We start from the raw sequence: 14,734 nt of genomic DNA on the forward strand, positions 1-14,734 counted from the left end.
CCCCCGGGCGTGATGGTGTGCGGAGAGCACACCCTCACCCCGGCCCGGCGCGCGAGAGCCGAACGCGCGCCAACTTCCCACGAACCGGGGACGGCGGTGGGGACGGGCCGGCTAGGGAAGTCGCGTGACCCGTGTCCGGTGCTGGGAGCTGTTGTCGCCGTCGATGCCGGACTGCCGCGTCTTGGAGATGTGGTCGACCTTCTCCCGCGAGCCCTGCACGGGCTTGGCCGTGATCAGGGTGTCGCGCTCGTAGGCGTGCGACTTGTCGGTGTTGCGGTAGTAGCGGAACAGCGCCCAGTAGGTCGCGGCGCCACCGGCGGGACCGGCGGCGAGGAGCCACAGCGGTCCGCCGTCGGAGGAGGTCGACTGGGCGACCTCGCTGACCAGGAGGTGGATCATGACATCGCCACCAGGAGCGCGCCCGCCGCGCCTTCGAGGACGGTGCCGACGGTCAGGGCGGCCGTGATCAGCCGCCACTGCGAGACGGGGACGCTGCCCATGGTCTCGCCGGTGCGGGCGTTGACGGCGATGTAGTGCAGCATCCCGGTGTCCTCCTGGAAGTAGGAGTAGAGCCAGACGGGGAGATACATCGCGACCCAGCGCGACCCGCCGACGTCGACCTTCTCCTGCTCCCAGCGCACGCCGCGGTCGAACTCCACGAGCGAGTCGTGCACCCGTGACCGGCCGATCGAGAGCAGCTGGTCCTGCAGCTTGGGCTGGAGCTCGTCGACGTCCAGGTCGCGCTTCTCGCTGGTGAAGCCGACGAGGTAGCTCGAGTTCCACTTCACCGCGTTCTTGGTGTCGAACGGGAGGATCGTGTTGATGATGTTGTTGGTCGTCGTCGAGTCGACCTTCGCGCGGTCCGCGGACCCCTCCACCGTGAGGTCGTCGACGGTGAAGGCGACCGAGCGATCGACGCGGAAGACGTCGGCCGCGTAGTAGGTGGTCTTGTTGTCGCCCTGGCCCTCGGTCCAACGACGCGTCTGCACCTCGCCCTTGCCGACGTACGACGCCTCGGCGCGCGCGTCGATCACGAGGTAGGGCAGGTAGACGCCCAGCACGTTCTCCGGGACGAACTCCTTCTTGAACCTCGGGTGCGCGAACAGGCGGCGCTTCGAGGCGAACTCGCGGATCTTCTCGACCGCCTCGGCGTGGGTGAGTCGGAACGGCAGGACGGCGTCGGGGACGGCGCCGTTGGGCGTCTGCTGGTTGACGTTGAGCGTGTGGCGGCACCAGTGGCAGCGCGCGTTCATCGCGTGCGCCGTGTCCACGACGACCTCCGCCCCGCAGCCGCCGCACTTGATCGTCATCACGTTGCCGGCGTCGTCGTCGATGTCCTCCGCGCCACCCGCGATCACGGTGCCCTGGAGGTCGTCGATGCCCTCGCCGAGGCCGAACTCCTCCTCGACGCGCGCCTCCTGCCACTCGTGGCGGCAGAACAGGCACACCAGCATCCCGGTGGACCCGCGCAGGCGTACGTCCGTCGAGCCGCACTTCGGACAGCGGTTCACGCCGTCGTCGAGCGCCTCGTTGACCGTCGCGATGTCGGGACCGGGCTCGGGCTCGGCCCGCGCGGCCGCGAGCTCCTCCTCCAGCGACAGCGGCGGGCCGTCGAAGGTCGGTGACTTCGGTTCCGGCGGCTGCTGCGGGTCCCCGTGTGCGTCGTGCGTCATGTCGCAGCCCCGGTCAGAGACCGAGCGCCTTCGCCTTCGCGGCGTCGTAGTCCTCCTGGGTGATGAGGCCGGCGTCGAGCATGTCCTTGGCGCGCTTGAGCACCGCCATCGGGTCCTCGGCGGCGGGCTCGGCCGGAGGCGCCGGTGCGGCCGGTGCAGCGGGAGCGGCCGGTGCAGCGGGGGCGGCCGGCGCGGCCGCGGGTGCCGGGGTGGCCGGCTGCTGGAGACCGCCCACGCCCATGCCGCCGGTGGCCATGCCCATGCCGATCAGCCCACCCGGGCCGGCGTTCTCGCCGGCGGCCTCGATGCCCGCGGCGACCGAGGCCTGCAGGTTGGAGTTGCCGCGCGAGCCCGAGAGGGCATCGGCGCGCTGGACGTTCTTCAGCAGCTCGCGGGTCGTGGCGTCGTACTCGATCGAGATGATCGCCGTCTTCACGATCTCGAGGCCGCGGTCGGTGCGCCACTTGTAGTTCTCCTCGACCGCCGCCGACAGCGACTGCGCGAAGCCGACGGAGTCCTGCTGGAGCCGGGCGATCCGGTTCCCCTTGGCGGGGTCGTTGGTGTACATCGAGAACGCCGGCGCGAGCGACCCGACGACCTCGTTGAAGAGCTGCTCGCCCGCGGGGTTGTCGATGTCGGTGAAGTCGAAGACGCCCTTCCCGCTGATGACGCCGGCCGAGACGAAGTTGCGGATGAAGGTCAGCGGGTCGGTGATCTTCAGCGTGTACGTGCCGCGCGTGATCGCGCCGACCTGGGTGTTGAGGAACGCGTCGTCCCAGTAGATCTCCGACTGGGTGCCGAACTTGTTGTTGGGCAGCTCCTTGAGCGCGACGAAGATCGCGGTCTGCTGCGTCCCGGGGCGGCCGCCGAACTTGAAGCGCTCCCAGCTCTGCTTGATGACCGAGTCGACGAGGCCGCCGCCGGAGAACACCGACTGCGACGCCGGCTGCTCGGAGTCCCAGATGTAGCCACCGGGCTCGGCGGCGAAGCCGGTGAACGCGCCGTCCTGGACGAGCACGAGGCCGTAGCCCTCGGGGACGACGATCTTGGAGCCGTTGGTGATGACGCCCTCGGATCCGCGGGTGTTGCTGCCGCGGTCGGCGTTCTGGCCCTTGGCGACCGCCGGGAACAGGGCGGCGGTGGCCGGCAGCCCGTCCGGCACGCCGTAGAAGTCGAGCCACTGGTCGGCGAGGGTGCCGCCGATGGCGCCGGTGACTGCCTGGAAGAGTCCCATGTCCGCTTTTCCTCCCGTGGGTTGGTCGAGCACCCCCACAGGTGGTCGACGGCGGCAACCCTAGCGCCCGAACGCGGGGCAGAGCGCGGATATCGACGGCACGGATGATGGCCGCCCGCTCGGCCGATCCGCGGCTCGCTGCGTTGCACATGCCGCAGCGTCATGTGGTCTGCTCGAAACACGTCCCGTCCCGATCCGAGAGGTCCACCGTGCACCCGTTCCCGGCCCCGCCCCGTGAAGTCCTGATCGGCGACGCCGCTGCGTTCGTCGGCATCAGTCCCCGGGCGATCCGCCACTACCACCAGGTCGGCCTGCTCCCCGAGCGCGAGCGGGGCCGCGACGGCCGACGCCGGTACGGCTACGCGGAGATCATCCGGTTGCTGTGGATCCGACGGATGGCCGACGCCGGCATCGCTCTCGACGACATCCGCGACGCCTTCGCCGGGGCTGCGCCGGACGGTGCCGTCGGCGAGGACCAGGTCGCTGGCGTCCTCGCGCGACTCGACGATGCCCTCGCCGCGCAGGAGGCCGAGCTGGAGCGGAAGCGAGCCTCGGTGCGGCGGATGCGAGCCCGCGGCAGTCGGCAGGGCCTGCTCGACGACCTCGTGTCCGACCGTCTCCAGCACGCACCCGAGGGCTCGCTGCGGCAGCAGGACCTCGACGCCCTCCTGGTCACCGAGCGGATCTTCGGTCCGCTCGGCGCCGCCGTGCAGGCGGGACGTTTCGTCGCCCTGGCCCTCCATCCCGAGATGCGCGCCGAGTCCGACCGCGTCGATGCGGCCGAGGAGGCACTCGACGACACGGTCGCCGTCGACGATCCCCGAGTCGAGCAGGTGGCAGCCGAGCGGCACGCGTTCGAGACCGCACTGATGCGCGTCATCGAGGAGTCCGACCAGCTGGAGGAGGACGAGGCGCTCTTCGAGGCGTGGGACGAGCAGCATCCGCCCGACACGGCGGCGGGTGCGCGCGCGATGAATGCGGCGGAGACCATCCGGAGGATGCCCTACGACTTCTCCCCGGCCCGCCTGCGCTCCATGGAGCTGTCGGTGCGCCTCGGGGCTACGGGGTGATGGCACCTGACAGCAGCGTGCGCGCGTGGGGGTCGGACACGTGCACGCCGAGATCCGCTCGATGCCACAGCAGCCTCAGGAGCACCTCTGCCCCACCCTGCAGCACGACCACCTCCCCGTCGCCGAGGACGGCGTCTCCGCTCACGTCCGTGGCGACCAGGTGGACCGAACGCGCCAGGGGCTGGACGCGGCCGAGTCGCACCTGCCGCGGATAGATCACGTCACGCACCTCGAGGACCCCGTCCCAGGCAAGAGGGGGATCGATCGGTCGACGTTGGCCCAGAGCATGGTCGGCATCCCAGACGTGCATCACGGTCTCGTGGACCTGACGCCGCCTCCAGAACGCCGCGGTGGGGTGCCGGTCGTCGAGGGTCCACGCAGGCGCGTCCGCCGCTGTCGAGGTCAACACCTCGACCAGGTGCGAGGCGTGTCGGCGGTACCAGGTCGTCAGCTCGTGACGCCCGGTCCCGGCAGGCGGCTCCGGGCGGAGGTGGGGGTTGCCGTCGAGCACGGCATGAGCCGCCCACTGGTGGACGCCGCCCAGGTGCACGACGAGGTCACGCAACGACCAGCCGGGGCACGAAGGCACCGGTGCGTCGACCTCGGCATCCCGAACGATGTCACCGAATCGCTCGGTGTGGATCGCCAACAACGCCAACCAGTCGGGTGCCTCGCCCATCGTCCACACCCCCGTCGACCACCACCGTCCGCGACCTGCGCCCGAACATAGCCGGACGTGTCCGCCCACACCCGACCCCAGCGGCAGATCGTGCCGACGCGCCTACCCGCCGGACCAGGGGTAGTCCTCGAACTAGCCGCCGCAGTCAGTGCTCGACGGCGTACGCGCTGCTGACGACGCCCGACTGGCTGGTCGAGGACCGGAGGAGCCGCAGGCCGACGGCGGGGGGTCCTGCCATGAACCTCTTGCCCGCGCCGAGCACGACCGGGAACACGAAGAGGTGCACCTCGTCCACCAGCCGAGCCTCGGCGAGGGTCCGGATGAGCTCGGTGCTTCCCTGCACGACGATCGTGGAGGTCTCCCGGGCCTTGAGGTCCTCGACCGTGAGAGCGGCGTCGCCGTGCAGCACCTCGGTGTTGTGCCAGTCGGTGGTGATGCCACGACGGGTCACGACGTACTTCCGCAGCGCGTTCAGGTGCTCGGCCCCCGGCTCCTCGGGGTGTGTCGGCCAGAACGCGGCGAGGATGTCGTGGGTGCGGCGTCCGAGCAGCATCGAGCCGGCGCCCGCGAACGTCGCGGCCATCGCCTCGTCGACGCCGGCGTCGACGTAGGGCAGCATCCACCCGCCGTACCGGAAGTCGCCGTCTCGGTCCTCGTCGGGCGACGCCGGCGCTTGCATCACCCCGTCCAGCGAGGTCGACGCGGCGACGACGAGGCGGACACCCATGACGCCATCGTGCCGCACCACTGCACTCGCGTCTCCCCAGGGTTCATGGCGCCGACATGCCCTCCGACGAGGGCCGAGCTGGGCACATCGATGGTTCCGGCTCGTGGCGCAGTGCCGGGCGATGGCTGTCGCTCACCGGTCAGGACGCTGCGCGTTCCGCGCGACGGCGCGGACGGCGTCACCGATCGCGGGGAGCAGTGCCTGGTAGCCCCGTCCGCTCAGGTGGACACCGTCGTCGACGAAGGCACCTGCACCGAGCGACTCGATCACGCGCTCGGCGCGCACCACCCCGGCGCCGACCTCCCCGCACACGGAGATCGCGGCCTCGCGGTAGTCGTCGAGGATCTCGTTGGTCCGGTCACCCGGCCCCGGCAGACGGGCCTCGTCCACGCCGGGTGGCGTGACGTAGATCCAGCTCCGAGCGGCGACGGACCCCAGGCAGTCACGGACGGCTCGGGCGAAAGCCGTCACGGGGACCTGCTTCCACGGGGCAGCGTCGTTGGTGCCGACCGAGAGGACGACCAGGTCGCTCGCCTGCACGGCGGCCCTGGTCGCCTGGGCCGGCAGGTCCAGCGCAGAGGCACCGCCCTCCGCCCCGTTGTGCACGTCCGGGCCCACGAGATGGAGGTCCCGGCGAACCCTGGCCAGGTGGCTGTCGCCCAGGAGCACGATGCGCACCAGTGCCGTCCGCTGCCTCAGTGCTTGTGCTTGTGCTTCCGCTTCGCCTTCTTCACGACCTTGCTGGTGATCGTGAACTTCGCGTTGTCCTGGAGCGCCCGACCGCCGCACGCGAAGGTCGTGCCGGCCTTGCACTTGAAGCGGGTCGAGACGTTGGCGAAGGACACCGACACGGCCGACACCTTCGCGGCGCTGAACGGCACGGTGCGCACGGCGTTGTTGCGGCGGTTGAACTTCACCGTGCGGAACGCGACCTTGCCGTTGGTCTTGTGGATCACCAGCCGCGCGGCCGCGCCCTGGAGACGACGCGGGGCCTTGACGCTCACGCGCAGGCGCCACTTCTTGCCGGCCAGGTCGGCGCCGGGGCGGACGTGCATCGCGTCGGCGGCGAGGTGGTCGACCTTGGCGCGCTGCCTGAACTTCTTCTGGCCCTTGGTCAGGGTGACGTCGGCGAGCACGGGCGGGTTGGCGTACTCCGCGACACCGGGCGCCTCGGGGTAGGTCGACGAGGGGACGATGTTGGCGGCCGCGAAGTCGGCGTAGACATTCGTCAGCGACTGCTTCTTCTTGCGCAGCACCGAGGCGATCGCCTCGGTGGAGTACTTCCCGCCGTCGCCCTTGAGGCTGCCGGCCGACTCCCACGCCAACTTGGTGAACTTCGTGCCGAAGCGGTCGGTGAGGTACTGCCAGAAGATCCAGTTGCCGTACTGGAAGCCGTAGGTGGAGCTGAACGCGTCGAGGGGCACGAACGGCGCCTGCAGCTGGCTGTAGCGGAGGTACTGCCGGTTGTCGTTGATGTCGTCGGCGACCTGCTCCTCCATCCAGGTGGCCGTGGACTCGAGCATCCACGGGTCCTCGTCGTAGTCGTAGGAGTACTGCACGGCGTGGAAGAACTCGTGCGCCGCGGTCACGGTGAGGTTGGCCTCCGGCGTCTGCGCCGGGAACTGGGCCGCGGAGTAGTCGTTGTCGAGGACGCAGAAGCCGCTCGCGGTGCGACCCTTCTTGCGGAACTCGGCCGCGCAGTAGCCGTACAGGCCGGTGCCGAGGTCCTTGAGGTAGACGTCGAGCAAGCCGTTGCCGCCGTTGGTGCCGTCCGGGCGGGGAGCGCGGAAGCCGAGCTGGTTGACCTCGCGCTCGTAGACCGCCTCCATCGTGGCCAGGTTGAGCGCGACCCAGTCGACGCTCGGCGGGGCGTCGGCCGTGGTCGGGACGTAGTGGACGCACACGTGCGCGCCGCACTGGCTGGTGGACGGCACGGTGTAGCCGTTGCCGAAGGGGTCGGCCGGTCCGTCCGTGGGGCGGGCGAGGAGCGCCGTCGCCTCGGCGGCCTCGGTGCCGGTGAGGTCGGGGCGCGCCAGCCAGAGGTCGCGCAGAGCGACCGTCGCGGACGGGTCGGTCGGGCGGGCGTCCCCGGCGAGCACACGGCCCGCGGTGTCGAGCGCGGTCAGCGCCACCCGCTCGTTGGGGTCGGCCGGGAGAGGCGTGGGGTCCGCCGTCGCGGGGGAGACCATCGAGAGCGGCGAGAGCACGAGCCCCACGACCACGGCGAGCATCATCGACCTACGCACAGAAGCATCCTTTTCATCGCTGACCCGAGCAGCCGTCACCACGGCAACCTGCAGCCTCGCAGGTCCGATCGAGGTTACGTCAGCGACGCGCGCGGACCAGACTCGCCGTCACGTCGAAGCGCTGGTGGTCGTCGCGGGGGATGCCCTGGCAGGCGAAGTGCGTCCGCTCGCCGCACTCGTAACGGGTCGAGGCGTTTGCCACCACGAGCACCACCCGGCGCACGTGCGAGCCGGCGAAGCGCACGACCCGGCTGCCCGTGCCGCGCTTCAGCCGGATCGGCAGCGTCGCGATCCGGCCCGACCTCAGGTGGACGCGCACCGCGGCCGCCGCGCCGGTGGCGCGGGCGGCGTCCACGGCGATCCGCAGCCGTGAGTGCTGGGCGGCGTGCGGTCGGAACGCGAAGGCACGCGACGTGAGGTGGGGTACGCCGATGCGCCGGTCGCGCCAGGTCGAGCGGCCCCGCCCCAGACGGACCGTCTCGTCGAACGGCTCGACCCGGTAGGAGCTCCCCTCGTCGTACCCGCGCTGCGGCGACAGGTTGGCGAGCACGAACCGGGCGTAGACGTCGGGGAACGAGTCGTGCCGGCCCTCGACGAATCGCCTGATCGCCTGCACGGAGAAGTCGTCGCGACGGCCCGGGCCGGCGTCGGCGAGGTCCCAGACCTGCCGCACCGCGTCGACGCCGTACCGCTGGGCGAGGAACTGGAAGAAGATCCAGTTGCCGTAGATCCCCAGCCCGGTGCCGGCCTCGTCGAGCGAGGTCTGGCGGCGCCCGAGCTGGCCGGCGGAGAGGTACTGCCGGTTGTCGTCGACGGTGTCGGCGACCTGCTCCTCCATCCACGTGGCCGTGGACTCCATGAACCACCGGTCCTCGGCCACGTCGAGACCGAACTGCACCGCGTGGAAGAGCTCGTGGGCCGCGGTGACACGCAGGCTCTCGTCGGCGGGCATCGGGAAGCCGGTGAAGTCGTTGTCGAACACGCAGTAGGACGAGGCATGGCCCGGGGCGCCCGGCACCGGCGCCTCGGGGACGCAGTAGCCGTAGAGACCGGCGCGGCTGATGTCCGCGAGGTAGACGTCGAACTGCGCGCTCTCGCCGCGGCCACCGTCGGACGGGATTGCGGGATAGCCCAGGCGCGCCATCGTCGCCAGCGACTGCTCGGTCACCTCGAGGTTGCGGCGCACCCAGTCGGAGCCGCTGCCCGTGGACGAGGTCAGCGGAGGTGCGTCCGAGGTCGTCGTCACGTAGTGGATGCACGCCGACGGTCCGCACAGCTGCTCCCGCGGAGCGGCCGGGTCCCAGAAGAACTCGCCGGACCCGTCGGCCGGGTCGCTGGGCCGGGCCGCGACCGGGCCGGACCCGCGCGCCGACCAGGCGTCGGCGCGTTCGAGCCAGGCGTCGCGCAGGTCGAGCGTGCGGTCGCGCGAGGCCACGCTCGCCCCGGGCGGGGCCGGGTCGGCGTGCGCGGGGACGACCGGCAGCAGCGCGGCCACGACCGCCACCGCCAGCGACGCGATCAGGCGCACTAGAGCTCCGCGATGTGCTCGATGATCGCGGTCGTCGAGATCGCGGGCGTGCGGGGCAGGTAGACGACCTCGCAGATGTCGCCGAGGTCGTCGAACTTCCCCGCCCAGTCGTCGCCCATCACGAGCACGTCGGCGGCGTGCTCGACGAGGTAGTCGCGCTTGAGCTCGAGGCTCTCCTCGACGAACACCTCGTCGACGACCCGCAGGGCCGCGACGATGGCGAGCCGCTCGCGCTGGCTGAAGACGGGCACGCGCCCCTTCTTCCGCTCGTTGAGCGCGTCGGCGGAGACGCCCACGACCAGGCGGTCGCCGAGGGCGGCGGCGCGCTCCAGGACCCGCAGGTGGCCGACGTGGAAGACGTCGAAGGTCCCGAAGGTGATGACGGTGCGCGGCATGCGCGAACAGTATCCGCCCGCCTGAGAGGATCACGGCGTGGCCACGCTCGCACCCGTCTCGTTGATCACGCCCGACCCGGGCGCCGACGAGGAGCGCCGCCGCGGGCTCCGCAAGATGCGCACCGTCGCGGTCTCGCTGCTGGTGCTGGCCGCGATCGTGTACGTCGCCACGCTGGGCCGCGACGGCGGGTGGGGGTTCGTCAACGCCGGCGCCGAGGCGTCGATGGTCGGCGCCATCGCCGACTGGTTTGCGGTGACCGCGCTCTTCAAGCACCCGCTCGGTCTGCCGATCCCGCACACCGCGCTGATCCCGCGGCGCAAGGACGAGCTGGGCAAGGGGCTCGAGGAGTTCGTGGGGGAGAACTTCCTCCAGGAGGACATCATCCGCGAGCGCACGGCCTCGGCGAACATCTCGGCGCGCGTCGGCGACTGGCTCTCCGACCCCGCCAACGCCCGGCGGCTCGTCGACGAGGTCTCCGACGTCGCCGCGATCGCTCTCGGCAAGGTCCGCGACGAGCACATCGCGGACCTGGTCACGGAGGCGTTCGTGCCGCGCTTCCGCGACGAGCCGATCTCGCCGATCCTCGGCAGCCTGCTCACCGAGGCGGTGCGCGACGACTTGCACCATGGCGTCGTCGACCTGGCGCTGGAGGAGATGCACCGCTGGCTGGTGCACAACGGCGACACCTTCGTCGAGGTGCTCAGCGAGCGCGCGCCATGGTGGGCGCCGCCACGGCTCAACGAGGCGGTCACGCAGCGCCTGCACCTCGAGGCCATCCGCTGGGTCGCCGACATCCGCGACACCCCCGACCACCACGCCCGCGAGGCGCTCGACTCGATGCTGACGCAGCTCGGGCAGGACCTCCTCGCCAACCCCCGCACGCAGGAGCGCGCCGAGCGGTTCAAGGAGCGCCTGCTCGACCACCCGCAGGTCGTCACGACGGCGATCTCGCTGTGGAAGGCAATGCGGTCCGCGCTGCTCACCTCGGTGCGCGACCGCGACGGCGCCGTACGCCAACGGCTGCTGACCGAGCTCAACGCCTTCGCCCAGCGCCTGCGCACCGACGCGGCCCTGCGCGAGAAGCTCGACCGCACGGCCGCCGACGTCGCGGTCTTCGCCGTCGAGAGGTACGGCGCCGAGCTGACCACCGTCATCACCCACACGATCGAGCGGTGGGACGGCAAGGAGGCCGCGCGCCGCATCGAGCTGCACGTCGGGCGCGACCTCCAGTTCATCCGGATCAACGGCACGATCGTGGGTGGACTCGTCGGGGTGCTCATCCACGCCATCAGCCTGCTGGTTCACTGATCCTCATGAGCGAGCGAAGCGAGCGAGTCATCAGGCAGGGTGCCGCATGAGCAACCCTGTCGACGTCCCGATCAAGGACGACACGATCCGCCTCGGCCAGTTCCTCAAGCTGGCCAACCTGATCGAGTCCGGCTCGGACGCCAAGCCGCTGCTGGCCGACGAGCAGGTCAGCGTCAACGGCGAGGTCGAGACCCGCCGCGGGCGCCAGCTCGTGACCGGTGACGTCGTCTCCCTGGCCGGTCGGTCGGCGCGGGTCGCCTCGGGCGAGGCGGAGATCGACGTTCCCTGGTAGCTCGGTGTGCGGTTATGTTCGCTCACATGAGCGACCTCTCGACCGCCGCCGGTGAGACCAGCCCCGCCCTCCTCGAGGAGACGATCGGCGCCAACTTCGAGCGGACGGTCGCCACCTGGCCCGACCGCGAGGCTCTGGTCGAGGTCGCGTCCGGCCGGCGCTGGACCTGGGCCGAGCTCGACCGCGACGTCGACGCCCTGGCGCGCGGGCTGATCGGCGCCGGCATCGAGAAGGGCGACCGGGTCGGCATCTGGGCGCCCAACTGCGCGGAGTGGACCATCACGCAGTACGCCACCGCCAAGGTCGGCGCGATCCTGGTCAACGTCAACCCGGCCTACCGCACCCACGAGTTCTCCTACGCCATCAACCAGTCGGGCACCCGCCTCCTGCTCGCGGCGAGCAGCTTCAAGACCAGCGACTACGCCGCGATGATCGCCGAGACCCGCCACGACTGCCCGGGCCTCGACCGGGTCGTCCTCGTCGACACCGACGACTGGGCGGAGCTGGTCGCCGACGGATCGGACGTGCCCGAGGGAACCCTCGCCGAGCGGATGGCCGGCCTCGAGCCGGGCGACCCGATCAACATCCAGTACACCTCCGGCACCACCGGCTACCCGAAGGGCGCGACCCTCAGCCACCGCAACATCCTCAACAACGGCTTCTTCGTCACCGAGCTGATCAACTTCACCCACGAGGACCGGCTGTGCATCCCGGTGCCCTTCTACCACTGCTTCGGCATGGTCATGGGCAACCTCGGATGCACCACCCACGGGGCCACCATGGTCATCCCGGCGCCGGGCTTCGACCCCGCGACCACGCTGAAGGCGGTCCAGGACGAGCGCTGCACCGGCCTGTACGGCGTACCGACCATGTTCATCGCGATGCAGAGCCTCCCCGACTTCGCCGACTACGACCTGTCCTCGCTGCGGACCGGCGTGATGGCCGGCTCGATCTGCCCGATCGAGGTGATGAGGAAGTGCGTCGACGAGATGCACATGTCGGAGGTCTCGATCGCCTACGGGATGACGGAGACCTCGCCGGTCTCGACGCAGACCCGCACCGACGACGACCTCGAGCGGCGCACCGAGACCATCGGGCGCGTGCACCCGCACGTCGAGGTCAAGGTCGTCGACGCCGTCACCGGGGAGACCGTGCCGCGCGGCGAGGTGGGCGAGCTGTGCACCCGCGGCTACAGCGTGATGCTCGGCTACTGGGAGGACCCGGAGAAGACGTCCGAGGCGATCGACGCCGACGGCTGGATGCACACCGGCGACCTCGCGGTGATGCGCGAGGACGGCTACGCCAACATCGTCGGCCGGATCAAGGACATGGTGATCCGGGGTGGGGAGAACATCTACCCCCGCGAGATCGAGGAGTTCCTCTACGCCCACCCCGACATCGAGGACGTGCAGGTGATCGGCGTCCCCGACGAGAAGTACGGCGAGGAGCTGGCCGCCTGGGTCCGGATGCGGCCCGGGGCGACCCCCCTCGACGCGGAAGCGGTCCGGGCGTACGCGACCGGCAAGCTCGCCCACTACAAGATCCCGCGCTACGTCCTCGTCGTCGACGAGTTCCCGATGACGGTGACGGGCAAGATCCGCAAGGTGCAGATGCGCGACGAGACCGCCCGGCAGCTCGGCCTCGCCTGAGCGGTCGCCACCCGCCACCGCTGAAATCGCCGACGGCGGTGCCCGGCAGCCACCGGGTGGCTGCGTGGCACCGCCGTCACGCGGTGGGTCAGCGGACCTCGAGCAGGTCCACCACGAAGATCAGCGTCTCGCCGGGCTTGATGGCGCCGCCGGCCCCGCGGTCGCCGTACCCCAGGTGCGGCGGGATGACGAGACGACGACGACCGCCGACCTTCATCCCCTGCACGCCGGTGTCCCAGCCCTGGATGACCTGTCCGATGCCGAGGCGGAAGTCGAGCGGGGCGCCCCGGTTGTAGGAGGCGTCGAACTCCTCGCCGCTCGAGTGGGCCACGCCGACATAGTGGACCGAGACGGTCGAGCCGGCCGTGGCCTCGGCGCCGTCGCCCTCCACGAGGTCGGTGACCTCCAGGTCGGCGGGAGCGTCTCCCATGTGCGGGTCGACGTCGGGCTTGTCCATGCGGCTGCCTCTTCCTTCGTTTCGGTGTCAGGTCTGGTGGACGTAGCTGTCCAGCTGGTCGCGCTCGAACTCGAGCTCGCCGATGCGATTCTTCACCACGTCTCCGATGCTGATGATGCCGGTCAGCTTGCCGTCGGTCAGGACCGGCACGTGCCGGATGCGGTGGTCGGTCATCACCTGCATCAGCTCGGTCAGCGCTTCGCTGCCCTCGCAGGTGCGCACCGTCGAGGTCATGATCTCGCTGACGAGCGCCGCGAGCACGTCGTCACGGTCGTGGAGGTGGCGCACGACGTCCCGCTCGCTCACGATCCCGTCGACGCTCTCGCCGTCGACGCTCACGATGAGCGCGCCCACGTTGTGCTCGGTGAGCAGGTCGACGAGCTCGCGGACGGTGGCGTCGGGCCGGATGGTGATCACGTCGTGGCTGGACTTGGCCTTGATGACGTCGTTGATGCGCATGGCTACCTCCAAGGTCGTGTCGGCGCCACGCTAGCGAATCGCGACCTGTCCCGACAGGGCCGCTAGTCGGGAGCCGGCGTCTGCCGCGACCGGAGGTCGTGCACGGATCCGGCACCGGCCGGGCGCGAGTCGGGGTCGGCGTCGTCGTGGGGCATCGAGCCGAGGAACGCGAGGGCCGCCTCGTGCAGGTGCCCGTTGCTGGCGATCGCGTTGCCGCCGAAGGGGCCGTCGGTCCCGTCGAGCGCGGTGAACCGGCCGCCGGCCTCGCGCACCACGATGTCGAGCGCCGCCATGTCGTAGGTCTGCAGCTCCGGCTCCGCGGCGAGGTCGACGGTGCCCTCGGCGAGCAGCATGTAGGACCAGAAGTCGCCGTAGGCGCGGGTGCGCCAGCAGCGCCGCGTGAGCGAGACGAAGTCCTGGAGCCGGTCGCGCTCGTCCCACCCCGACAGCGAGCTGTAGGACAGGGACGCGTCCTCGAGGCGGCGTACGTCCGAGACCTCGCAGCGCGTGGCCTTGAGCAGCGAGCGGCCGGTCCAGGCGCCCCCGTCCTTCGAGGCCCACCAGCGGCGCTGCAGCGCGGGCGCGGAGACGACGCCGACCACGACCTCGTCGTCGACCGCGAGGGCGATCAGGGTCGCCCACACCGGCACGCCGCGGACGAAGTTCTTGGTGCCGTCGATCGGGTCGATGATCCACTGGCGCTGGCTGTGGCCGGTCGAGCCCTGCTCCTCGCCGAGGACGGCGTCGCGGGAGCGGACCCGCGACAGGGTACGGCGGATGCCGTCCTCCACCCCGCGGTCAGCGTCCGTCACGGGAGTCAGGTCGGGCTTGCTCATCACGTGCAGGTCCAGTGCCTTGAACCGCGACATCGACAAGGAGTCGGCGTCGTCGGCGAGCACGTGCGCGAGCCGCAGGTCGTCGGTGAAGTCGGCAGGGCCGGAGGTGGGCATGGGGACAGGGTAGGTGTGGGACTAGTACCAAGGTACGAAGGCACCACACAGGAACGGGCCCTACGG

Annotated in this window: 16 protein-coding genes; 4 read left to right on the forward strand and 12 right to left on the reverse strand. The window is 70.8% G+C overall.

Translation table 11 applies throughout. The features are described from left to right. Window positions 1-111 precede the first annotated feature (111 nt). The 3 genes from C7S10_RS14020 to C7S10_RS14030 are packed head-to-tail and all read right to left on the reverse strand — an operon-like array spanning window position 112 to window position 2,907. A complete protein-coding gene (locus tag C7S10_RS14020) occupies window positions 112-399 on the reverse strand; it encodes a hypothetical protein (RefSeq protein ID WP_108345067.1) in 288 nt (95 codons plus the stop codon). Then, window positions 396-1,673: a hypothetical protein gene (locus C7S10_RS14025; protein WP_108345068.1), complete on the reverse strand. Its 1,278-nt coding sequence runs from the start codon at window positions 1,671-1,673 to the stop codon at window positions 396-398. Before C7S10_RS14025 ends, C7S10_RS14020 begins: the two co-directional genes overlap by 4 nt. A 13-nt stretch (window positions 1,674-1,686) precedes the next feature. Next, window positions 1,687-2,907: an SHOCT domain-containing protein gene (locus tag C7S10_RS14030; RefSeq protein WP_108345069.1), complete on the reverse strand. Its 1,221-nt coding sequence runs from the start codon at window positions 2,905-2,907 to the stop codon at window positions 1,687-1,689. Window positions 2,908-3,116: 209 nt separating this feature from the next. Here C7S10_RS14030 and C7S10_RS14035 point away from each other — a divergent pair, with 209 nt between their 5' ends. Next, window positions 3,117-3,977 (forward strand): MerR family transcriptional regulator, encoded by an 861-nt coding sequence (locus tag C7S10_RS14035; protein WP_207769386.1) that lies wholly within the window; start codon window positions 3,117-3,119, stop codon window positions 3,975-3,977. Here the strand turns inward: C7S10_RS14035 and C7S10_RS14040 are convergent. The 6 genes from C7S10_RS14040 to C7S10_RS14060 all read right to left on the reverse strand — a co-directional run bounded on the left by C7S10_RS14040 (window position 3,967) and on the right by C7S10_RS14060 (window position 9,552). Continuing rightward, window positions 3,967-4,656, reverse strand: a complete 690-nt coding sequence (locus C7S10_RS14040; protein WP_133176525.1) for a maleylpyruvate isomerase family mycothiol-dependent enzyme — start codon at window positions 4,654-4,656, stop codon at window positions 3,967-3,969. The two genes, C7S10_RS14035 and C7S10_RS14040, sit on opposite strands and share 11 nt — an antisense overlap. A 145-nt stretch (window positions 4,657-4,801) precedes the next feature. Next, window positions 4,802-5,383 (reverse strand): dihydrofolate reductase family protein, encoded by a 582-nt coding sequence (locus tag C7S10_RS14045; protein WP_108345071.1) that lies wholly within the window; start codon window positions 5,381-5,383, stop codon window positions 4,802-4,804. 132 nt (window positions 5,384-5,515) lie between these two features. After that, window positions 5,516-6,061 (reverse strand): SGNH/GDSL hydrolase family protein, encoded by a 546-nt coding sequence (locus tag C7S10_RS22260; RefSeq protein WP_165807155.1) that lies wholly within the window; start codon window positions 6,059-6,061, stop codon window positions 5,516-5,518. Between the two features lie 17 nt (window positions 6,062-6,078). Continuing rightward, a complete protein-coding gene (locus C7S10_RS22265) occupies window positions 6,079-7,629 on the reverse strand; it encodes an MXAN_6640 family putative metalloprotease (RefSeq protein WP_165807156.1) in 1,551 nt (516 codons plus the stop codon). A 79-nt stretch (window positions 7,630-7,708) separates the two neighbouring features. Continuing rightward, complete coding sequence (locus C7S10_RS14055) at window positions 7,709-9,157, reverse strand: MXAN_6640 family putative metalloprotease (RefSeq protein WP_108345073.1); 1,449 nt, start codon at window positions 9,155-9,157, stop codon at window positions 7,709-7,711. After that, window positions 9,157-9,552, reverse strand: a complete 396-nt coding sequence (locus C7S10_RS14060) for an FAD synthase family protein (protein ID WP_108345074.1) — start codon at window positions 9,550-9,552, stop codon at window positions 9,157-9,159. Before C7S10_RS14060 ends, C7S10_RS14055 begins: the two co-directional genes overlap by 1 nt. A 37-nt stretch (window positions 9,553-9,589) precedes the next feature. On the opposite strand from C7S10_RS14060, the gene C7S10_RS14065 reads away from it, so the two are divergent. The 3 genes from C7S10_RS14065 to C7S10_RS14075 are packed head-to-tail and all read left to right on the forward strand — an operon-like array spanning window position 9,590 to window position 12,802. Next, window positions 9,590-10,861, forward strand: coding sequence for a DUF445 domain-containing protein (locus tag C7S10_RS14065; protein WP_243395381.1), 1,272 nt, complete (start codon window positions 9,590-9,592; stop codon window positions 10,859-10,861). A 46-nt stretch (window positions 10,862-10,907) separates the two neighbouring features. Continuing rightward, window positions 10,908-11,153, forward strand: coding sequence for an RNA-binding S4 domain-containing protein (locus tag C7S10_RS14070; RefSeq protein ID WP_108345075.1), 246 nt, complete (start codon window positions 10,908-10,910; stop codon window positions 11,151-11,153). A 26-nt stretch (window positions 11,154-11,179) separates the two neighbouring features. Next, entirely contained in the window at window positions 11,180-12,802 is a 1,623-nt protein-coding gene (locus C7S10_RS14075; RefSeq protein WP_108345285.1) for an AMP-binding protein, read from the forward strand. 88 nt (window positions 12,803-12,890) lie between these two features. Here C7S10_RS14075 and C7S10_RS14080 read toward each other — a convergent pair whose 3' ends face one another. The 3 genes from C7S10_RS14080 to hisN all read right to left on the reverse strand — a co-directional run bounded on the left by C7S10_RS14080 (window position 12,891) and on the right by hisN (window position 14,668). Further along, window positions 12,891-13,259 carry an FKBP-type peptidyl-prolyl cis-trans isomerase gene (locus C7S10_RS14080; RefSeq protein ID WP_108345076.1) on the reverse strand — a complete coding sequence of 123 codons (369 nt, stop codon included), beginning with the start codon at window positions 13,257-13,259 and terminating at the stop codon, window positions 12,891-12,893. Between the two features lie 27 nt (window positions 13,260-13,286). After that, entirely contained in the window at window positions 13,287-13,718 is a 432-nt protein-coding gene (locus C7S10_RS14085) for a CBS domain-containing protein (RefSeq protein WP_108345077.1), read from the reverse strand. 62 nt (window positions 13,719-13,780) lie between these two features. Continuing rightward, complete coding sequence (hisN, locus tag C7S10_RS14090) at window positions 13,781-14,668, reverse strand: histidinol-phosphatase (protein ID WP_108345078.1); 888 nt, start codon at window positions 14,666-14,668, stop codon at window positions 13,781-13,783. Window positions 14,669-14,734 lie beyond the last annotated feature (66 nt).

It is taken from the genome of Nocardioides currus (assembly GCF_003057875.1).
In the GTDB taxonomy this organism is placed as follows: domain Bacteria; phylum Actinomycetota; class Actinomycetes; order Propionibacteriales; family Nocardioidaceae; genus Nocardioides; species Nocardioides currus.